This is a genomic window from Maribacter sp. Asnod1-A12 (assembly GCF_045063735.1).
Lineage (GTDB): Bacteria > Bacteroidota > Bacteroidia > Flavobacteriales > Flavobacteriaceae > Maribacter.
Genome location: NZ_JBEFNZ010000006.1, coordinates 867,701 through 889,843, shown reverse-complemented (window position 1 = coordinate 889,843; position 22,143 = coordinate 867,701). Strand labels below are relative to the sequence as shown.

Annotated in this window: 19 protein-coding genes; 1 reads left to right on the top strand and 18 read right to left on the bottom strand. The window is 31.6% G+C overall.

Annotated features, from left to right (window positions below; all coding sequences use genetic code 11):
- Positions 1-3 precede the first annotated feature (3 nt).
- The 18 genes from ACJJVP_RS03725 to ACJJVP_RS03640 form a co-directional block, all read right to left on the bottom strand.
- The gene (locus tag ACJJVP_RS03725) at positions 4-1,335 is read right to left on the bottom strand and encodes a phenylacetate--CoA ligase family protein (protein ID WP_405410836.1); all 1,332 of its coding nucleotides are present in this window, start codon (positions 1,333-1,335) and stop codon (positions 4-6) included.
- Between the two features lie 44 nt (positions 1,336-1,379).
- Positions 1,380-2,636, bottom strand: a complete 1,257-nt coding sequence (locus ACJJVP_RS03720; protein WP_405410834.1) for a WcaI family glycosyltransferase — start codon at positions 2,634-2,636, stop codon at positions 1,380-1,382.
- 300 nt (positions 2,637-2,936) lie between these two features.
- Positions 2,937-3,500, bottom strand: a complete 564-nt coding sequence (locus ACJJVP_RS03715) for a WcaF family extracellular polysaccharide biosynthesis acetyltransferase (RefSeq protein WP_405410833.1) — start codon at positions 3,498-3,500, stop codon at positions 2,937-2,939.
- Positions 3,487-4,680, bottom strand: coding sequence for a glycosyltransferase (locus tag ACJJVP_RS03710; protein WP_405410831.1), 1,194 nt, complete (start codon positions 4,678-4,680; stop codon positions 3,487-3,489). Before ACJJVP_RS03710 ends, ACJJVP_RS03715 begins: the two co-directional genes overlap by 14 nt.
- 38 nt (positions 4,681-4,718) lie before the next feature.
- On the bottom strand, positions 4,719-5,816 hold the full coding sequence (locus tag ACJJVP_RS03705) for a glycosyltransferase family 4 protein (RefSeq protein ID WP_405416131.1): 1,098 nt from the start codon (positions 5,814-5,816) through the stop codon (positions 4,719-4,721).
- A gap of 82 nt (positions 5,817-5,898) precedes the next feature.
- Positions 5,899-7,194 (bottom strand): hypothetical protein, encoded by a 1,296-nt coding sequence (locus ACJJVP_RS03700; protein ID WP_405410829.1) that lies wholly within the window; start codon positions 7,192-7,194, stop codon positions 5,899-5,901.
- A gap of 3 nt (positions 7,195-7,197) precedes the next feature.
- Positions 7,198-8,448: a glycosyltransferase family 4 protein gene (locus tag ACJJVP_RS03695; protein WP_405410827.1), complete on the bottom strand. Its 1,251-nt coding sequence runs from the start codon at positions 8,446-8,448 to the stop codon at positions 7,198-7,200.
- Between the two features lie 102 nt (positions 8,449-8,550).
- Positions 8,551-9,567: a glycosyltransferase family 4 protein gene (locus tag ACJJVP_RS03690; protein ID WP_405410826.1), complete on the bottom strand. Its 1,017-nt coding sequence runs from the start codon at positions 9,565-9,567 to the stop codon at positions 8,551-8,553.
- A gap of 36 nt (positions 9,568-9,603) precedes the next feature.
- Entirely contained in the window at positions 9,604-10,722 is a 1,119-nt protein-coding gene (locus ACJJVP_RS03685) for a hypothetical protein (RefSeq protein WP_405410825.1), read from the bottom strand.
- A gap of 92 nt (positions 10,723-10,814) precedes the next feature.
- Positions 10,815-11,768, bottom strand: coding sequence for a UDP-glucuronic acid decarboxylase family protein (locus tag ACJJVP_RS03680; RefSeq protein ID WP_405410824.1), 954 nt, complete (start codon positions 11,766-11,768; stop codon positions 10,815-10,817).
- Positions 11,769-11,786: 18 nt separating this feature from the next.
- Positions 11,787-12,311 (bottom strand): acyltransferase, encoded by a 525-nt coding sequence (locus tag ACJJVP_RS03675; RefSeq protein ID WP_405410822.1) that lies wholly within the window; start codon positions 12,309-12,311, stop codon positions 11,787-11,789.
- Between the two features lie 114 nt (positions 12,312-12,425).
- The gene (locus ACJJVP_RS03670; protein WP_405410821.1) at positions 12,426-13,367 is read right to left on the bottom strand and encodes a glycosyltransferase family 2 protein; all 942 of its coding nucleotides are present in this window, start codon (positions 13,365-13,367) and stop codon (positions 12,426-12,428) included.
- A 102-nt stretch (positions 13,368-13,469) separates the two neighbouring features.
- Positions 13,470-14,747: a polysaccharide biosynthesis protein gene (locus tag ACJJVP_RS03665; RefSeq protein ID WP_405410819.1), complete on the bottom strand. Its 1,278-nt coding sequence runs from the start codon at positions 14,745-14,747 to the stop codon at positions 13,470-13,472.
- Positions 14,748-14,794: 47 nt separating this feature from the next.
- Positions 14,795-15,883, bottom strand: coding sequence for an acyltransferase family protein (locus ACJJVP_RS03660; protein WP_405410817.1), 1,089 nt, complete (start codon positions 15,881-15,883; stop codon positions 14,795-14,797).
- A gap of 26 nt (positions 15,884-15,909) precedes the next feature.
- Positions 15,910-18,213, bottom strand: coding sequence for a GumC family protein (locus tag ACJJVP_RS03655; RefSeq protein ID WP_405410816.1), 2,304 nt, complete (start codon positions 18,211-18,213; stop codon positions 15,910-15,912).
- An 11-nt stretch (positions 18,214-18,224) separates the two neighbouring features.
- Positions 18,225-19,004, bottom strand: coding sequence for a polysaccharide biosynthesis/export family protein (locus ACJJVP_RS03650; RefSeq protein ID WP_405410814.1), 780 nt, complete (start codon positions 19,002-19,004; stop codon positions 18,225-18,227).
- Between the two features lie 112 nt (positions 19,005-19,116).
- A complete protein-coding gene (locus ACJJVP_RS03645; RefSeq protein WP_405410813.1) occupies positions 19,117-20,463 on the bottom strand; it encodes an undecaprenyl-phosphate glucose phosphotransferase in 1,347 nt (448 codons plus the stop codon).
- A gap of 558 nt (positions 20,464-21,021) precedes the next feature.
- Positions 21,022-21,501, bottom strand: a complete 480-nt coding sequence (locus ACJJVP_RS03640; RefSeq protein ID WP_405410812.1) for a UpxY family transcription antiterminator — start codon at positions 21,499-21,501, stop codon at positions 21,022-21,024.
- Positions 21,502-21,746: 245 nt separating this feature from the next.
- On the opposite strand from ACJJVP_RS03640, the gene ACJJVP_RS03635 reads away from it, so the two are divergent.
- On the top strand, positions 21,747-22,004 hold the full coding sequence (locus ACJJVP_RS03635; protein WP_405410810.1) for a hypothetical protein: 258 nt from the start codon (positions 21,747-21,749) through the stop codon (positions 22,002-22,004).
- The last annotated feature ends 139 nt before the right edge of the window (positions 22,005-22,143 follow it).

The following is a 22,143-nucleotide window of genomic DNA, read 5'->3' as shown; positions in this document are numbered from 1 at the left end:
TTATTAATCTAATAAACTGATTAATATTGGTTTTTTGTTTTTTCTAACTTGTATAGAATTCACTTTTAATGTGGTAATGTTTATTTCGTTTCTAGTTTTTTCTTTTAATGTTTTTACAATTGTCTTTAACTCGTTGCTTTCACTTTTATTTATAGCAGGGTCAATGACATAATGTATTTCTAAAGAAAATTTTTGGTGTTGTATTAATTGAATTTCCCTAATGTGATTTAGTTGCCGCTCTAAAAGAATGTGTAAATGCTCACTTTTTATTTCTAATCCCGATGGGGTTTTTAAAGCTATAGCCTGCCTACCTTTAATCGCATGCATAAGTGGTAGGGGTATTTCACAACTACATTGTTCATTTGTATACTGACCTCTGTCTCCAATTTCGTAACGTATGATAGGAAATGCATAATTGTTAAGATCTGTGATTAAAATTTTCCCTGTAACATTAGGGGCGACAGGTAGGTTGTTTTCATCAACATATTCTATATGGACTGCATCTTGTAAAATGTGCAAACCTTTTTGTTCTGGACATTCAGCGGCAATTAATAAAACTTCGGTATTTCCGTATTGGTCACAAACTGGAGCACTAAATGCTTGTTCCATTATATCGCGTTGTTTTTTTAGTAAAGGCGCAGAAGTTACCCATATCATTTTGGGTGGGTGTATTTTTAAATTGTGGTCTAAAAGGTATAAGGCAAATTCATAGACTACATCTACATAACCTTGTAAAAGTGTTGGCTTTACGGTATTAATTTGACATACAAACTTTTTTACTTCAGTTAAATTCATTTCTGCTCCTGGCAAGAATATTCTACGTGTTGGCCACCATAATACGGTGTTCGTAATTCTTTTTAGTAATGAACGTTTATAGCGGTATATATAAGCTTGGTTTTCATATGGCTTAACGCCCCACCAATTTAATATTCGCCATTGAAGTGATGTAGTGTTAAACCTTAAATCATGTAAAACTGTTATTGGAGTTCCAGTGCTGCCAGAGGAGCTTACCTTCTTTGTATGCCATGGTTTTAAACCATTAACTTTTATAGTGTTAAAATTTAGTGCCAATTCTTCTCTTGTTAAAGGGGGTAATTTTAAAAAAGTATCCTCTGTGATTATAGTTTGGTTCTTTAAAATTGAAGCATATTTGGTTTTGTAAAATGAAGAGTTTAAATAAGCATGCTGTATTAGTTTATACTTTTTTTTAGAGCTAAGTAGTTTTACAGAACCATCTGCTAATTCATTTTCATTTTTTTTATATGAATTGAAAATTCGCGGTTTAAGCAGTTTGGTTTTAAAATTAAAAACTATTCTTTTAATATTTAATAACATATATGAGAATATGTGACTTTTGTTTTAAAGTATTAGTATTTCAATTAGTTAGTAATATTTCTATTTTCAAAATCTTCCATAATATGATCTAGGGATAGAAATTTAGTTGCGTATAAATGAGCATTATTTCTCAGGGCTTGTAAAGAACTATTAGATGTTAGGTGAGAAATGCCAGATATTAAGGCATTTACATCTTCTGGTTTAACTAAATGGCCCATCTCATGGGTGTTTACAATTTTATATAAATCTGTATTTTTATTTGCAGTAATTAAGGCTATACCACCCACCGATAAAATGGTAGTTAGTTTTGAAGGCATAACAAGATCACTTGCATCTGCTTTTTGAATTACTAAATGAATATCGGCCATATTTAGAAAATCATTAAATATCGCTTTGGGTTGCAGCGGTAAAAATGAAATATTGGTAAGCTTCATGCTTTCTGCCTTTTCTTTTAAGACTAATTGATAAGGACCAGAACCGCAAATTAAAAATTTAAGCTGTTTATTATTTTTAAATTCTTCAGCAGCCAATAAAATAATTTCTAAACCTTGTTTTTCACCTATGGCACCAGAGTAAACAATAATTTTATCTTCTGGATTATATCCAAATTTTTGTTTTAAGGCAGTTTTATTGTCAATTGGGTAGAATAAGGAGTTGTCTGTCCAATTAGGAAAATAGAATACATTTTTATTACATTTTTGTTCAACGCGATCAATCATACTCAATGAAATACTACTAACCACATCAGAGTTTTTAAATATAAATGCTTCTATACAAAAAAGAATATTGATTAAAAATTTAGATTTTATTAATCCAAGTTTTGTTGCTGCCTCAATTTGTAGGTCTTGGATATGATGGATGTGTTTGGATTTTTTCACTAATTTGTAAAATGCTCCTAGAACACCAGCTAAAAATGTTGGGGCAACAGATATAACTAATGCTTGTCTTTTTTTTAGAAAAAAGTATAGAAGCATAACTGAAGCGGAAAGAAAAAAAGTAAGGTCAGATATTATACGCTTCATTCCACTTGGCTTTTTAGGAACGTACATTGGGCAGCGGTATACTTTTATAGGATGTTTTTTGCTGTCTGTTTTAACAATTTCTTTCATAAACCAAATTTTTCTTTTTTGGTATGGAGCCTGTACTTTCCATTGCGGGTAGTAAGGGTAACTGGTTATAACAGAGCAATCATGTCCTTTTTTAGACAACCACTCCATCATCTCTCCACTATACTTGCCTATTCCTGTAAGTTCTGGGGAGTAGTTGTAGCCGATTAATAGAATTTTTTTACTCAAAATCATTTTTTTTAGTGGTAATGATTATAAACTTTAAGAAAGAGTTCCTGTATGAGAATCCCATGGTTTTATTTAATGCTTATTGTTTTGTGAATATTAAGATTTTATGAATAAGCATGGTATAGTGCTTTAAGTTTTTAGTTAAAGCTTATGTGGTTATTTAGTATATAATCATTGACGATTAGTTGTTTAAAACTAAAGGATGATTATTTCTATAATTAACGTCGTATAGTTAAAAATGGATGGTTTAGTTTTTTGTTTAATTGAAATAGAAACAATAATACTGTTCGAAAGTTTTGTAGTAGTTTAAGACCAACGTTGCTTGACAAAGTTTGTTGGTATTACAGAAGTAACCAAATTATCGCCAATATTTTGAGTAACTACAGAACCTACAGTAACTACTGTATCTACCCCGATAGTTACATTTGGTCCTATAAAACTACAGGCACCAACCCAACAGCCATCTTTTAATGTAATTGGACCATTTCTGTAAGGCATAGAAGGGTTTTTAAAATTGTGGTTACCACCACAAAGAAAGCTTCGTTGAGAAATACAAACGTTGTTTCCAATGATTAGAGGTTCAAAATTTAATAAAAATGCTTCTTCTCCAATCCACACATTATTGGCAATATTCAATTTCCAAGGAAAATGAATATTTACCCGAGGTTTAATTACTACACCATTGCCAATTTTTGCACCAAATGTTTTCAGTATCCAGATTTTAAATGAGCTTGGGTAGGGTATAGCAGTAAGAAAAAAAAGAGTCTTAAATATATACCATAAAAGCTCTTTAAACTTACTTGCTCCACGATCAAGACCATTAGAGGCATCAAAGTCCTTTAATAAGACTTTGGAATTATATTGGCTCATTTTTAATAGCTTTTAGGTATTTTTTTGATGCCTCATCCATAGTAAAATGATTTTGATAAACCGAATAGGCATTATGCTTCATTTCTTGTAATTCTGTATTGGACAATAAAGAGAAATTTTTCAGTAAAATATAAGTATCATTAAAGGTGTCATTACAAATAATCCCTGCTTTACCGTTTTCTATTTCACGCCAAATATTCACTTTATTAGAAATCAATACCGAACATTTACATGCCAGTGCTTCTACTACTGCGATTCCAAAATTTTCTTGATGACTAGGTAGTATAAAGGATGTTGCGCCATAAAATGATGCCCATTTTTCTGAACCAGAAATCATACCTATAAATAAAACATTGTTCTTTAAATTATTGTTTCTTTCAACTTGTTGAAATAATTTTTGCCCAAACTCATCCTTTATACCTGGTCCAGCTAATACTAATTTTGGTAGTTTAATATTTTGTTTAACACATTTAGAATATGCATCTAGTAAATTAGTTAACCCTTTTTTCGGGTGTAACCTACTTAAAAATAAGAGATATTCTTCATCTGGCAATAAACCATGTCGATTCTTAAAGTCTAAAATGTCTTGGTTGTTTATTTGAGGTGGTGGTAAAATGCCGTAACCAATATTTAATTCTTTTTTTGGTTTGTAGCCCGTAAAAGTTTCTCTCGCTAAAAGCAATTCTTCTTCACATGTAAATAATATTCCATCTGCACTATTTAAGGTTTTCTTTTCAATGAAATTCCAGAATAAAACATTCCTTAAAGCTTTTAGTTTACGGTCTGGTGCTTTTTGAAAGTATGGGTCCATCATTCCATGGGTCATAATAAAGAATTTCGGAATTTTACTTTTTCTGTTCTTTAAATTCGCTAAAACACTTCTTACGGCGTAATCATGGTATTGCCATAAACCATGTACGACTACACTGTCATATAAACTTAAGTTTTCATGTAACCACCCATTTAAATGTTTAGAATAACCCCAAGAAGTTTTTTTGTCACCTAAAGCTATTATTCTAAACTCATCTTTGCCTAAATATTCAGAATCTGGTTCATCTAAACACAACACTTCATTTGTAATAGAATCAGCATTTAAATGACCAATGCTGTTTCTTATACCTTGGCACATTCCACCATGAATTGGATCCATACTGGTGATAACGTTGAGTATTTTTGTCATTGTAGAATTTAAATGGTTGGTGATATATTTAGTTAAGGTTAATCTTCAGATAGTATTTTTGAATATAGTGCTCCAAGCCTATCTAACATTTTTTCTTGCTCAAACCGTTTTACATTATTTATGCCTGCTGTTATACTTTCTTCACGTTCTGTTGAATTTAAAGAAAGCACTTCGCTTACAGTTATCGCTGCCTCTTTAGCCCAATTTATGGTATTTGAGTTCGATGGTCGTTTAGAAATATAAAACCCTGCAGACCCCCCAACTTCTGTCATTGGTGGCTCATTAGTGGTAACAACAGGAATTCCAGATGCCATTGCTTCTGCAATGGGCCAACCAAAACCTTCGTCTAAGGATGGGTATAATAATAAAGAGGCTCCAGCATAGGCATCTTTTACAGTTTCATCAGAGCAGTTAGATAGATAATGTATATCTATTTTATAAGATGATGCCTCTATTAGTTCTTTTAACAGTTCATTAGGTTCTGTACCTACTAATACTAATGGTGTTTTAATATCATAATTTTTACGTAATTCTGTATATATTTCAATAATACCAGTTCTGTTTTTATACCATTGGTTACCACCTACATGTAAAATATAACCATCTAATAATTCTAATTTTGTTTGTTTAGATAATTTTGTTCTTGTCTTTGTAATATCTTGAGGTGAAAAACTTCTGTTCATAGCATTATAAACAACTTCAGAAATTTTAGGTTTAAAATTTAGAAACCTATGTAAATCTGTTTGCGTTTTTTTGGATACCGAAATAAAATTTTTGCCTTTTGTATATCCATTTCTAATCATTTTTTGGTAAAGTTTACCCGTAAAACCAGTACTATTTTCATCAATGCCTTCAAAAGCAGAACGTTGGGCTAAAAAATCGTGACAATGAATAACATGTTTTTTGTTTTTGACTAAAGGTACCCAAGGACCTAAAGCATTATCTGTAAATACAAATAGAGTGTCTTTGTCAATAGTCTTTAATTTCTTTTTTACGACTAATGGAAAAATTAAATATTGATCTATATAACCCATCCATTTTTTTAAAGAATGTGGCACTGGTAAATTAGACGCCTTGGGTTGAGGTGTCCAAATGGTAGTTTTATGCCCCCTTTTTATCATACCCCTGTTTAGCATGTTTGTGAAACGAGGCATACTTTGATGGCCTATAAAATTAGGATGTGAAAAAAATATAATTTTCAAATTTTTATGAATTCAATTAACTTAATTTGTCTGATTTCTTTAGAGTTGCAACGAGAATTCCAGTAGTGAATATGGTGAACCCTAATGCTGTTATTTGACCCCATTGCCCGTTTGCAATAAGAATAATACAAACACTTATAAGTAGCCATGGTAGTTGGTCTCCACTTTTTAATTTAAAATATGCTTTAATTGTCAAATCTATACTTAGAACAACTCGTATTAATATGAATGCAAAACCTAATAATAGCCCAGATTCACCAATAATTCTAGACCATTCATCTTCGGCATAAAATAAAGTTGTTATTTCTCCAGTTAAAATTTTACCACCTGCATTTGTGCCAATACCTATACCATACCCAAAAAATGGAATGTCTGAAGAGCCGAAAATTGACGTTATCATACCGCCTATATATCTGTCTACGATTGTACCTCCTACGCCACCTTCGTATTTCGTAGCCCCTTCAAATCTAGCAGTAAAAGCCTCTAAGGGTGTTTCTAGTAAACTGGTAGAGCTTAAAAGCAAAAGAATAACAACGAAACCTATTGATCCAAATATTATTTTTGGTATGTTTTCTGCTTTTTGCGAAGCTGCAAAAATCATAAAAAATATAGTTATTACCGTCTGGTATAACAGTGTTCTACTTATAGAAAAGGGAATAGCCATAACAAACCCAAGGGTGGCTAATATTAGAACTACTCTGTTAATTAAGTGTTGTTTAAACCAAAAGTAAATAATAAAGCAGGCAGCTAAACTATAATATTGAGTTAGACCGGATATAAAAGAAAATGTACCTGGGGGCCTATAGAAACCTAAAGCACCAGAAAAACCTGCACCTTCTAGATCGCCACCAATACCTCTGTTTACCCATGCAGATTGTGGGCTATAAAACTGCAACGCCATTAACACTGTCATTGGTATCGCTAAATAAACTAGAACTTTTCCCATAGCTAGTACGTCCTTTAAATCTAAAACTTGACCTATTACAAAGATTAACGGAAATTGGAGCAGTATAATTCTAGCACCATAAATACTAACTCCTAAATTACCGTGCCCTAAGAGAAAAGTAGTACCTAAAGCAATGATACCAACAAAGAAAGTAGATACGACATACATATTAAGCTTTAAATATCCTCTTTTTAATGCGACCATTAATATCCACAATGCTAAAGGGTCTCTTACTATGGCAAGTGGTCCAGATAAGAAGGGTAGAAACCATTTACGCAATGCCCCTTCAAAAATAAGTAAGAGAAAATAGGCCCAAATTCCCCATTTTAGCATGTTGTAGGAACTATTATCCCTTTTAATATCCATATTCTATTTACTTGATATGTGTTTAGCAATCGCCTCGGCAACTTCACGCCCGTAAACTTCCCAAGGTCTTTTTTTAGCACTTTCTCTAGCTGCTCTACCTATACTTTTTATTTTTTCCGGTTTTTGCAATATGTCTTCAATTGTTTTTTGTAAAGCTTCAGTAGAACCTGCCTCAATTAACCAACCGTTTTCATCATGATTAATAATATCTGGTCCCGCAGTACGATCTGTTGTAATTACAGGAGTACCTTGTGACATTGCTTCAGAAACAACCATTCCAAAGCCTTCAAATAAAGATGGAAAAATTAAAATATCATTAGCATGCATTAAACTAAGTACATCTTTGTGAGCTAAACTTGGTATATATTCATGTTTTGCCAAATTTTCGTCTAAAACAGGACAGTCATCGGTTACTTTTCTACCTACTACGGTTAATTCTACAAACTCACTAAGATTTTCTGCAATAGCAAAAGTATCAGCTATTCCCTTACGTTGTGAAAGTAGACCAACATAAAGTATTTTTAATTTTTTTCCACTCGATATAGAATTATAGTCCCGTGTTTTACCAGCCTTAGGAAAACCATAGGGAATCACTTCTATTGGAGCTAATTTACCAGGATAGTCTTTTAAGGTTTTTGCTGTAAAGCTACTGGCAACAAAAATACGTTCTGCTAATGCTAATTCATCATCTTTTCTTTGTAGTTTCTGTTCGGAATCTTTTAAGCTAGTAAGAGTAGAAGCCCATTCTGGCCAACGTTCTTGTTCCACTTGTAGCATTTTTCTAGCCGTTCTCCAATAACCAATAGGTAGGTCGTACATACAATGTATGCCAAGTTTTTTTGCAGCAGTAAAAGATTCTAAAGCTCCGTCTTCATAATGGTATAAAGCATCTAGCCCATTCTTTAAATCTTTAGGTAGTTGACCTGCTATTTTTTTATCAAATTGATGGTAAAGCGCATCAATAGAAAATATACCTGTTTCGTGGCGTACCAAGTTGTCGATACCTAATTTTGTCGCCATCATTCTACCAATTTCTTTTAAAGGTTGTGTATGGGTATATGGTTCTAAATGTTTAGGAAAATTTCTTCTCTTAATATCAGATAATTGGTCTATTGAACTCATTTTATCCAAAAAACCTCCAGGAAAGGCAGCTACTGAGGTATGAAATTGATATAGCATATCTAATTCATAGAGACCTTGTACAACAGGGCGGTTTAATTGATTACTTGTTGGGTGTGTTATTGTAACTTTCATATTTGAATATGAGCTTTAATTGACCAAAGAAAAATAGTTTAATTGGAGACATTGTGAAAATTTATTTTTGTGAATTGTAATTCGAGAATAATTTTTCTGTTTTTATTTTATTTGTTTTTGTATGATATCAATATACTCGTTGGTAATAACATCGGAATGGTGTCTATTTAAATGAATAGGCATAGCATTTAATAATTTTCTTTCCAATGCAGGTGTAGTATAAAGTTTGGTAATAGCGTTTGTTAATCGCTCTAAACTGCCACTTTCAAACACTATCCCGGCATTTCCTACTGCCTCAGGAAGACCACCTCCACTAGAAACAATTGGTATACAGCCACAAGCCATAGCTTCTATGGCGACTAAACCAAAAGGTTCTTCCCAAATAGAAGGTATAATAATATACTTGTGTTTATTTAGGGTTTCAACCAAGTCGTTACCAAGTAATGTACCTTTAAAAGTAACATTTGGTGTTATATTTAATTTATTAACAAGTGCTTGTAAATTATCATTTTCAGGTCCAGAACCTATAATTGTTAAATTAGTTTCAATACCAGATTTAATAAGGTTGTGTATTGCTTGTACCGCTAAATGAACACCTTTGTCGGATACTAACCTTCCTAGAAATACAAAATCTCTTGATCTATTATTGGCACTTAACTTTTTAAAAAGCTCTGTTCTATATGGATTAGGAATTACAATAGCATCTTGCCAACAGTTTTTGCGCATTGCATTACTAACCGCAATTACAGCATCAGCTTTTTTTAACCAAAACCTTTTTAAATAATCTTGCCATGCTAATTTACCATCTGTACGTGCTATCCATGTATGTAAAGCAATTAAATGTGGTTTTCTAAAAAATAGGGCGGCCCAAGATAAGCGTAAACAGGGGTTGTTCTCAAAAATTACATCTGCCCATTTAAGGTTTTTGATAATTAAACTTAATTTAGGTTTTCGAACGATACTGTATTGATGATTGCTATCTATACCTTTTGTAGTACTCCAAGTAAGAACTCTAATTTCATAACCATATTTTGAAAATTGATTAGCTAAAAATTCAGACATTATTTCAAGCCCTCCTACATCTGGCGAAAATCCATGGGATAGTATTACAATTTTCAATATTTTAGTATTTGGATATTTATGAAGTTAATTTATCTAGTTACTCTTAATGACATTTAAAGATGAAATGAAATTTTCTGCAACCTTATGTATAGAATTGGTTTCACCTTTAGAGGTATTCAAATTTTTAATAGCTGAAAAATTACCGGAACTATATACCAAAACATCGTTTTGGGCATCATATTTAAAATATCGTTTTGGCACCCAACTTTTAGCAACATTTATAATAGGTAGTTGGTGTAATCGTAATGCTGCAGCCGACCCACTTTTTTCTAATAGATATGCCGGAGTTGTAATAACGCCCAATGTACTATTACTTAAAACATTTGAAATAGAAGAAACAGATTGTTCCCCTAAAACAGTTACCGGTATGTTGTTAGACTTAAATGCGCTTACCCAATTGTTTTTTTCATGACCATTTCTACCTATTAATGTTAGCGTGGCTTTTTGTTTTGTTTCTTTAAGATATGTAGCTACTTCTTTTGCAAAAATTTGGTATGGAGCATTGGGGTATATAGAGCCAAAAATAACCATGGCAATGGTGTTTGTTGTATTTGTTATTTTACTAGTTATAGGAATGTTACTTGGTAAACTTAATAGTTTTGATGTGTACCCAATGTAACCAATTTCTCTTTTGTAAAGCTCTGTTTGTGTATGAATTACTTTTGGTGATAATTTGGTAATTAAATGGGCTATAATTTTTTTCTGTACGCCCCCCATAATTCGGTACTTGATTTTTTCATCATTTGCAAGGCCTACCCAAAGTTCATGAAACATAATATGCCAATTTCTTTCCTTACTTATTTGGCTTAAATTTTTTCCAAGTAAAAATGGTAAGCCTTTGTCATGAAAAGAATAGGCTACAAATTGTAGGCTTAGCCAATTTGGATCTAGTTGTTGTATCCACGTATGTAATTGCTGAAATCGTTTATTGCGTGATAAGGTTTTAGGTAATCTATAAACAGTAATAGTTATATCATCATCTATTTGTGTATTACTGTTGACAGTCGTTGAAAACGAATCGTTAATTGAAATAATTGAAGCTTCATTTCCTTGTCTAATTACTTCACCTGCTAACCTTCTAGTATAATCACCTACACCATCACGACCTGGTTCTATAGAACCACAAATAAAAACAATTTTAAGATTTGTCAAAAGATATTTAGTTTTTATACAGATATCAATAAAGAGTACCTAAAGGGTAGTAGTTTTTGATTAGGAGTTTTAAAAAAATAGAATTGGTATTACTAAACTTGTATTTCATTTTTAATAAGTTGATCAAAATAGGTAATGGTATCAACTAAACCGTTCTTAAGTTCAATTTTTGGAGACCAACCATTTAATTTTTCGAAAGCTAAACTAATATCTGGTTGCCTTTGTGTAGGGTCATCTGCAGGTAAGGGTAAATGAATTATTTTAGATTTACTTTTAGTTAGTTTAATAACATTCTCTGCTAGTTCTAACATTGTAAATTCAACAGGGTTACCTATGTTAACAGGACCTATGAAACCGTCTTCGGTATTCATCATCTGTATCATACCTTCTACTAAATCACTAACATATTGAAAACTTCTTGTTTGCTTACCATCACCAAAAATAGTAATGTCTTCGCCATGTAAAGCTTGCATAATAAAATTAGAGACTACACGACCATCATCTGGTTCCATTTTTGGGCCATAGGTGTTGAAAATTCTAATAATTTTGACATCTACACCATTAGATTCGTGATAGTTGACAAATAAAGATTCTGCACAACGTTTACCTTCGTCATAACATGAGCGTATACCTATGGGGTTAACATGGCCCCAATAATGTTCAGGTTGTGGGTGTAACTCGGGGTCGCCATAAACTTCACTGGTGGAAGCTTGTAAAATTTTTGCGCCAACACGTTTTGCTAGCCCTAACATATTAATTGCACCAAGCACAGAGGTTTTAATAGTTTTAATTGGGTTGTGTTGGTAATGTACTGGTGAAGCCGGGCAAGCTAAGTTATAGATTTCATCTACTTCAATGAAATAGGGCATGGTAACATCATGGCGAATTAATTCAAAATATGGATTATCCATTAAATGAAGAATTTTACTTTTTCTACCGGTAAAATAATTGTCCATACAAATTACTTCATGCCCATCATTAAGTAATCTTTCACACAAATGTGAGCCTACAAAACCAGCCCCCCCAGTAACTAATATTCTTTTCATAATTAATTTGTTTTATACTTAATGTCTTTCTCCTATTTTTTTGGCAGGAACACCAGCCCATATTTCATTTTCGGGAATGGATTTTGTTACAACGGCACCGGCAGCTACAATTGCACTTTTCCCAATTTCTACACCCATTAAAACGACTACATTTACACCTAACCAAACATCTTCGCCTAATTTAATTTTACGTGAGGTGTCAATTTGCCGCTCTTTTTTGGGAATTCGTTCGGTAGAATGGTTATGGTCAATAAACCTGCAACCTGAAGCTATTTTAGAATCTTTACCTATTTCAATACGTTCAGTAATGTTAAACTCACAGTATGATCCTATAAATACATTGTCATCAATAATGATAGAAAATCCTTTGCCCCAAACCCCGTCGTGTTTAAAAAAAATATTATGTTCTAGTTTGCAATTATTGCCTATATATACTCTGTTAGGCCAAGTTACTTTTGTTTTTGGAAACAATATATTTTTGCCAATATACATACCCAATAGACGAAAATATGTTTTTCGAGCAAAGGAAGTTATTCTAGTCATTATTCTAAACCTTATAACGAATCCTGACTTTTGTATAAATTGCTTATAATTCATGAATTTAAATTAAAGTACATAAGAAGGATGAATAAATTTATAATAAAGTGAGGATAAGTTTTACTTATTCTTTACGCCATTGTTAAGGACATACTTACATATAATTATAAATCTATTATAGAATCCTGGTGAATACCAAAGTTTTAAATGATTCTTGCTGAAAAACATGGCAATAGCATCCTTAAATTGCCCGACCTTTAGTGCTTGTACCAAACCTAATGAAACTTTTCTCGTTAATGCGATATTCTTAATTCGATTGTATTTTGGTGCTGTTTTAGTGTTTTTCAAAACTACATATGATTTATATGCTGAGTCTGAATTTGAGCTAAATGATATTTCTGTATCACGATATTTAACTAAATATTTATCAATAAAATACATTTTTGCACCTGTCAGGCCTATTCTTAGTCCAAAATCGTATTCACAACCATTACCTAGTTTAGCATATGATGTTTTTGTCCTCCAAGGAATATTTCTAGCAAGTTCAGCATCTATTATGTATCCATTATTTGGGAATTGTTGAATGATGCCAGCTTCAATAGGCGATAAAACAGAGCCATTATATTTTTTGTTTTTATAATAATAATTACTGGATATTTCAGAATCTTTATAATCAATTACGCCATTTTCAGACATGACATAAGATTTACCAAACGCAATTTTGATGGTTGAATCTTTATTTAGAATGTCAACTAGCGATTCAATAGCATCTGGCACAAATAAATCATCATCATGCATTAATACTAATTTGTTTCCGGTTGCATGTTTAAAAACAAAATTCACATTTTCTGCTTGTTTTAAAGGCGGATTATGTCGATTGTAATTAATAGTTACACCTTCAATTTTAGGCAAAGTATTAATCATTTTTTCAGTTAAATCATCTTTGGAATCATCACCTATAATAATTTCAAAAGGTTTGTAGGTTTGATTAAAGCAAGAGTCTAGCGTTTCTTTTAGTAATTCTGGTCTGTTATAGGTAGTTATACATATTGAAATGTTCATTGAAAAAAGTTTAAAATTGCTATGATCTAGAGGTGTACATAATTTTCAAATTGGAAAAATGTATGTTTTATTAAGGAGATTTTAAAAAAATACAAATTTGAACTATATTTTTAAAATTTTCTTAAATCCATAAGTATTGTGCATTGCGAACTGTACAAACGCTATGAATATGTTTAACCATAAAACACCTACTAAGGAAGATATATCTATTGTTATGATGGCTATTGTTGTCGTAATAATACTTATAGCAATATATAAAGCTGGATTCATAACCCAGCCTCTACTTGAGTACAATGAAAATACAATACCTGAGAATACATTTAAACTACTTCCAATTATTGCCAATAATAGTTCAAATTCTAAATTGGCGTATTTGGAGCCTAAAAACCATAATATTTGATGCGGGAAAAAGTGTACTATTGTAATGAAAAAACAAAATATAATCACTACTATAATTTGTGCTTGAATATAGCGTTTGACAACTAAATTTTTGGAATCAATAAGTCTTGCAAATCGTGGTGTGATTAGCATACTAAAGATAACGGATACTAAATTTAATACCATCGCGATTCTTCCTAGCGCTCCTATTTCTGCAATTGAAGTAGTTGAACCGAAAATTGACATTAACCAAATAGTAATTTGTCCTGAGATGCTATAGTAAATTGCATCTGGTAGCATTCTTCTTACGGTTCCCGCCATTTTCCCTCTTAATTCTTCAGAAGGTTTTTGTTTCCAATCAGCATAATTTTTAGTGATTTTTTTTAAGTGTAAATTCCCTAAAACTTGAGGTATAGTTGCTGAGAAAATAGCTATTACCGCTACAGGTAAAATAAAAAGCGATAATGCCAAAAAAATAAGCCTACCCAAATTTACCAGTACTAAGTTTTTTTGAAGAGGTACAATATCTTGTTTTAGTTTTGGTGCTATTTGAAGTAAAATATTTGATAATTGAGCATAAAATGAAGGTATTAGTGCTAGGGTAATAAAAATTATTATTGATATGGTTGCACCATTCTTTAACAATAAATAAGATAAAATAGGTATACCAATAATTAAGCTCCAAATAGCAAATTTTTTTCTAAAATCAAAACCGGTTATTAGTACTTCACCTAACTTTTCTTTGTCTTGCCATACCTTACCGCCCTCGGCCATTACGGCTACAGGGATTCCTGCGTTTGCTAACATTACCATGGTCCCTAGCATAGTGTTGGCGAGCGTGTATAAGGCATACTCTTCCGTAGGAAGCATTCTTATGATAAATATTCCACTCAATAGACCTAATGCCTGTACACCTACTTGGGCTGTTCCAGTAAATCCAATTAGTTTTACCCAATCTATGGTTCTTTTAAATGTAGGGTGTGATTTTAAAATTTTTAGCATTTAAGATTTAATTCTGATTATTTCAGAGTAAAGATTTTGTGAACAAATTATATAGTAGATTTTTTATTCCCCATATTTTGAAACCTATTTTTCAATTTCAAAATAGGTTTTTCCATTAGACGGTATGAAATTTCCGCAAACAATAAGCTAACTAAAAGCCTTAAAATTGTAACTAAAATTAAATTCAATATACTTCCGGAAACTCTTAATGGTTCCATTGCTAAAAAAATAATGTAGTGATATACATATATACCATAAGAGCGTTGTCCAAACCATAGTAAAATAGAATTCCCTAAAATTTTGTTGTTTGGATTTTTAATAGCAAATATTATTATGGCAAGAGCTAATAAGTTTGTGGCAATAAAACCGCCGTAACGCCATACTAGGTTGTCCACATCTAAAAACAAAACCAGAAAACCCAGTAAGGTCAAGAGTATTAATAACCCACAATTTGGTTGAATATTTATGTTGAACGAAGTGTTATTTTTACTTAAGGCTATTGCCGCTAATCCGCCAATCATTATAGCATCTATTCTACAAAGTGTGAATCTATACGAGTCTATTGAAAAAATACCAAACCGCATGGGTTCAATGCTATTCGTGTGATATACCCATATTCTAAAGGCCGTAATTATCAATATGAAAATGGTTATAAAAGTAATTTGTTTCTTTTTAGGAAATTTAAAAATTAGGCCTGCCATTAAAATGGGCCAAAAAAGGTAAAAATGTTCTTCAACTGATAATGACCACAAATGTACTAATGGTCCTAAATAGGACTTATGAACTATATTCACAAAATAAAAAAGGCTTGAAAGTACAATTAATAATGGGTTTTCATTATCAGTTGATACGATGAAAAATTGATATATTGAATAAAGAATAATGCAAACTAGTAATGGAGGAAGTAGTCTTAGAAACCTTTTAATATAAAAATTAAAGTAAGAGATATTGTCATAAAGGGTAAACTCTTTTAGAAGAATAGCAGTGATTAAATAACCACTAAGAACAAAGAACAAGTCTACTCCTAAAAAGCCACCGCTAATTTTACCGTAAGAAGCATGTACCAATAAAACGCATATTACGGCAATACCTCTTAAACCATCTAAGCTGGGATTATATTTAAATATATGGGACATAATTTTAAAAAATGAACTGTCTGTTTCTATTTTGTATTACCATATCCGTAATTGCTATTTGACTCAGTATCATTAAGAACAACCATAACATTTTTAAGTTTTTGTTTGCTATAGATATCATTTAGAATTTTAACATCTTTCTTAAGTGAAAAACCTTGCCTTAATACAAAGACAGTGGCGTCTATACTCGGCACAAAGGCAAAAGCATCGGCTACTTTTCCAATAGGAGCCGTATCTATTATAATATGATCATATTTTTGTTTTAACTCTTCAATTAGGGAGCTTATTCGTTTATGAAGCATGAGCTCACCTGGATCCGCGGGTATAGGGCCAGACCCTATAACATCTAAATTTTTATAACTTGGAAGGTTAATCAATAGGTCGTTACTCGTCCATTTTTGATCTACAATATAGTCTGTAATACCAATACTTTCTTTTAAGTTTAAACGTTGTAATAATTTAGGAGCCCTAAGGTCAAAACTTAAGGCAACAACCTTTTTTCCACTAAGGGCTAAACTAGCTGCAAAGTTGATTGTAAAAAAAGTTTTTCCTTCCCCGGCATTACTAGAAGTTACCAGTAAAACCTTATTTGCTTTATTCATGGTTAAATAGCTCAGGTTAAATCGCATGAGTCTGAACAATTCTGCAATGGCACTAGTATTGTTTTTATGGGCTATTAAATTTTTACGCTCAGTATTGTGTGATATTTGACCCAATATTGGTGTGTTAGTTAATTTTTCTATATCACTTACGCTAGAAATTTTGTTGTTTAATTGATTTTTGGCAAAAACAATTGAGAATGGAATAAATAGACCAAAAATCAATGCTCCTAAATAAATAGATGTTTTATTAGGACTGACTGGAAAACGACCTGCTCTTGGGGGGTCTACAATGCGTGTATTTGATATAGGTGCTTCTAATGATAGTGCTTCTTCCTCTCTTTTTTGAAGTAAATAAAGATATAGGTTTTGTTTAATGCCTTGATCTCTATTTATGGTTTGTAATGCACGTTCTGCAGTAGGAACCTTTGCAATTTTTGCTTGAGCTCTATAAGAATTGGCTTGTACATTTTTCTGAGCTATAAGTAAACCATCTTTTATATTTCTTAGGTTTTCTAATATATCAATTTGAAGATCGGTCAAGGTTCTATCCAATGTTACGACTAACGGATTATCTGCCGGAGTAGTGCGCATAAGCGTCTTCCGTTCTAATTGTTTACTGTTAAATTGAGAAATTAAACCTGATAAAGTTGGATCCTGAATATTTAGTGAGCTTGGCACTAATCTTTGATCACCATTTTGCCTCAAATAACTTTCAATAGAATTTAAGATGTCTATTTGGGTTTGGTATTCTTCTAATTGTCTATTTGCAAACTGAGCACTTTGTAAGTATACAGCAGCATCTGAACTTATATTGGTAAGATCATTTTGTTGTTTATAGGTTGCCACGTCATTTTCTACACTTGTAATTTCGCCAGTCAATAATTTTAGCCGTTCATCTATAATTTCAATCGTACCAATGGCTAATTGATTTTGATATTTTACCGATTCTTCGGCATAGAGTTCAATAAGTGTTTGCAAAACATCTTTACCCCGTTGTGGTATAGCATCTAATAAACTTAGGGCTAATAAGCTACCTGTTTTGTTTACCGATTCTACCACCAATTGTCCACTATAGTTCATGGCAATATCTTCAATATTGGTAAAACTGGTCTGTATTGGGGTTACATCTATTTGTTCATTGGTATATTGTGGGTTTTTAAGCACCTGAAAGAACTTTTTACCAGTGTAAATTGTATCGCCAAATTGGTAATTTCCGGCTTGTACTTCTGTGGCAGCTGAGGTACTTTTTAGATTAAAAGTTGATGAATCAATTGGGGTGATAATTAAAGGCAAACTAGTTGTTGGCTGCGATTCTTTACTGGCGCGGATATAAAAAGGCAAGTTTTTCCAATATATGGCAATGTCTTTAACTTGGCCCTCAATACTATAAGCCACATTAAGTGCCATTTCTTCCAGTACCTTTTCCATAAAATAGGAAGATGTGATTATACCTATTTGATCCTCAATATTAGAGGAAGGTTTCACTAGACCAAAATCTCCTAAGGACTGTTCAGAATTAGTTGAGGATCCTTTATCCTTGTCTTTTATCAATACAGTACTAGTAATTTGATATTGAGGTATGGCTTTGTACCTTAGATACAGAAATGCTGCAGCTAAACATATGAAAGCACCGATTACGAAGAGATACCAGTGTTTAATATATGATGCTAAAAAATCTCTTAGATTGGGGTTATCTGAGTTAACAGTACTTGATTTGAGTTCAAACATAGGGTTGAGGTCTATCTAAAATTTAATATAACAAGAGATGCCGCGGTTACTATACCTAAAAACAATGAAATGTTAGATCTGGTTAGGCTAGATTGATCTTTACGAGCGGTTACCGGTTCAACATAAACAATATCATTGGGTTGTAAATAATAATACGGAGAATCTAAAATGGCCTTGTCGTTTAAATCTAATTGCGCTACGGTGCGTACACCGTTAGCTTCATTAATAATTTTAATGTTTTCTCGTTTTCCATAAATGGTCAAATCGCCGGCCATGCCCAAGGCTTCTATTAAATTAATACGCTCAGAAGGAACAAGAAAGGTATTAGGGCTTCTAACTTCTCCCAATACAGTGATTCTATAGTTGAGATAGCGAATACTGACAATAGGATTGCCAAGATAATTGGTTAATAAGTTAGTTAAGCTCAATTTAGCTTCTGCCTTCGTTTGTCCGCCAATTTTTATTCTTCCTAAAATAGGAAAATCTATGATTCCATTTTCATCGACTAAATAACCTTCTTGTGAGTTTGACGTTGATGAGTTCGTTGTTGATGAATTAGAGGATATTCGATTAAAAGGAGCTGCAGCGGCAGGATTGGAGTCTGTAATAGTTATTTGTAACAAATCTCCAGATTGAATTACCGGTTGTTTTTTATTAAGAGTAATAGCTTCTGTAAGTACCTTCTCTTCACCGTAATTACTGAAATATCCTAAATTTCTTCGGGAGCATGAGAAAATTAAGGGGAGAAGAATAAAAACTAATATTCTCTTAGAATTAAATAATGGTTTCATATTTAGATATATAGTATTTTGTCTTATGCAATATTAAACATTAGTAAAATGTAATATTTAAAATAACTTATTTTTCATGAGAAGTTATTAGATTTTATAGTTCTGTTTACAATTAATACGCTTTCTTATCATTAAAGAAAATATTGGTAACAGTAAGTATAATAATTTGGATGTCAAGTAGTATAGACCATTTTTCCATATAAAAAATGTCATAACGTACTCTATTAACAATATCCGACTTACGAATAATTTCACCTCTATACCCTTTTACTTGGGCAAGACCTGTAATACCAGGTTTTAAAAAATGTCTTACTAAATATTTTTCGACAGAGGTTTCATATTGTTTGGTATGTACTTCCATATGTGGTCGTGGACCTACAATGCTCATATCACCTTTTAACACGTTAAAAAATTGCGGTAATTCGTCAATACTCGTTTTTCTTAATATTTTACCAAGTTTTGTTATTCGCATATCATTTTTGGTGGCCATTTTGATGTCGCTGTCATCACTTTTAGTCATAGATCTAAACTTGTAGCACCAAAAGGTGTTCTTATTTACTCCATGTCTTTTTTGTTTAAAAAACAGAGGACCTTTTGAATCTATTTTCATTAAAATAAATACTATAGGTACTAACCATGAAAGTACCCCAATGATTACGAATAAAGAAAAGAGAATATCGAACATACGTTTTATTAGATTGGCATATTCTAAATCTAGTGGAGACGCCCTTAAATTTAAAACAGGAACTGAATCATATAATTCTATTGACATAGCTCTAGAGAACAATTCTTTGTTATCCGGTATAATTTTAATTTTTTTAAAACTATTATCTGCGATGTTCATTAAGTGTTTTATTTCATCTTTTGATAATCGTGAGGCCAAGCAATACACTTCTTCCACGTTATTTTCAAAAATATAATTAAAACTGCTCTGTATGTCGCCTAAGTACGTAGGGCTGTTTGACTTATAATTATCAAAATATCCTATATATCTATAGCCATACTCAGGAACATCAAAAATGCGTCGTATCTTTTTTAGATTTTTATCTCTGCCGATTACGACTGCTCTAGTGGTGACAAAATTTTCTCTTCTAACAAGATTTCTTGCCCAATAAAAAAATATTCTGAATAAGATAAGTAATCCACATATTACAAAATAAACCAATAATAAATGTTGCCACGAATAAGGGTGTGGGCTTAAAAATGAGAATGAGGTAAAGTAAACTAAGCCATATAGAAGAATTAAGGTAAAAAAGCTTTTCAAATTGACCTTAAAACTTTCTCTTTTAGCAGTTGGGTAAAAATTGATACTATAGGTCACTACGAACCATGATATATTATAGTATAAGATACTAAAGAAATTAATATATGTATTTGGTGTTAGTGCGTATAATGTGATATTAATTATTAAGATATGAGCTATAAATGATAAAGGAATGACAAAAAAGGATTTTTTCATCTCTTTTAAGGTTAAAGCTGGGGTTTTGTTGAATTGAATAATTGATGTTTTATAGTCAAAGCTTCATTTTTTTTAAGATATAGTGACTAATTATAACCTTTAGAATTTAATCTTGTTTTATTGAATCTGTTAAGTGAATTTAAATTTGAAATAGCGCTCCGCATTGTCAGCCCCAACTTCTAGAACTAACTCAAGGTGTATAAAAAAAATAAAGCCCACCTACGACTTCTGAAAACTTATGGGGGAGATAAAAAACTATTGGCAAACATAAGTACCCAAATGTTACATTCCAAAATTTAATGTTAAGGAATCGGTAAATTATGAATTACTGATTTTAGATTGATTTTACAATGAATATCTATAGAAAACAATCACTATAATTGTCATTTGAAGAGATGAACTTAGATATTCTTACCTGCACAATGTAATGCGATTAGATTAAATGTAGATTTCATCGATTAACGGTTTATTTATTCTCTAAAAAAGTATGATGAAGTTGTAATAGTTTAATTTATTAAATACAACCAGTGAGTTTTAAAGAGATTATCCAATGGAGTATTAAACGAGGTCTTTTATCTTCATATTCAAAACTACACCCATTTCTTCCAATATTAATTTAACACGGGTTTTGCCTATTTCTATGATTTCTGCTTTTTTGTCCTTTAACGCTCCATGTTTTATAGCTACTCTATCGCCCGATTCTAATTTGGTTAGACTGTAGTTTTCGACAGTATCGTTTGATAACCATTTTTTTAAAGTTTCCATTTCAACTTCTCGAATTATAGCTGGTTTTCCTAACCAAAATAAATAGCGAACAACACCTGGTACTTCAAAGACTTTTTGTCTTTCGCATTCCGAAATATTTACAAAAACGTATGATTTAAATAATGGTACCTCAATTGTCTTTTTTCTATCACTCCATTGCTTGATTTCTTTTATCATAGGGCAGTACACCTCAATGTTCTGCTTTGATAATCTTTCGGCTACCTTTTTTTCATTTTTGGGTTTTACATAAAGTACATACCAGTTTTTGGACATAAAGTTTAATGATAGATTTTATCATAAGGTAACAAACTTTTTCATTTTCTAATATTTTAAAGTGTCTTAAAATGAGAATACTATAAGGGTTCGTAATTTTTACATGGGTTAATTACTGGCAAAAGAGCTACGTTATAAATAAATATGAGTTTTGGGATATAAAATTATTGTAAGAAAAATATTACTTATTTTATACTAGATATAAATATTGGGCGTTTATTTAATAACCCAAACCTTATCTTATTATGCTAATTAACTTATTTAAGTCTTTTTCAAAGCAAAGAAATACCTTACAACTTTCTAAAACTTCTGTATCTAATGAATTGAATTCATTATTACATGAATTAACAATTGATAGAAATACGGATCATGAAAATTCAAATACAGATTATCTATCTAAAGAAGAACCAAAATATATTGCAACTGATTTAGAAAGACAGATTGAAGAAAATCAAATTATGTATGCTAAAATTATGAATGAAAGATTGGGTGGTAGATTTTAGAATTAATGTGTTTTAATCTTAAGCTTTATTCAATTTCAAGGTATTAATCTATCTTGAAAATAGTTTATTGTTTAAATCAATAAACCTCATTTTACTGTTGTATGAATTATACTATTCTAGGTAAAAAAGCATTTGTATA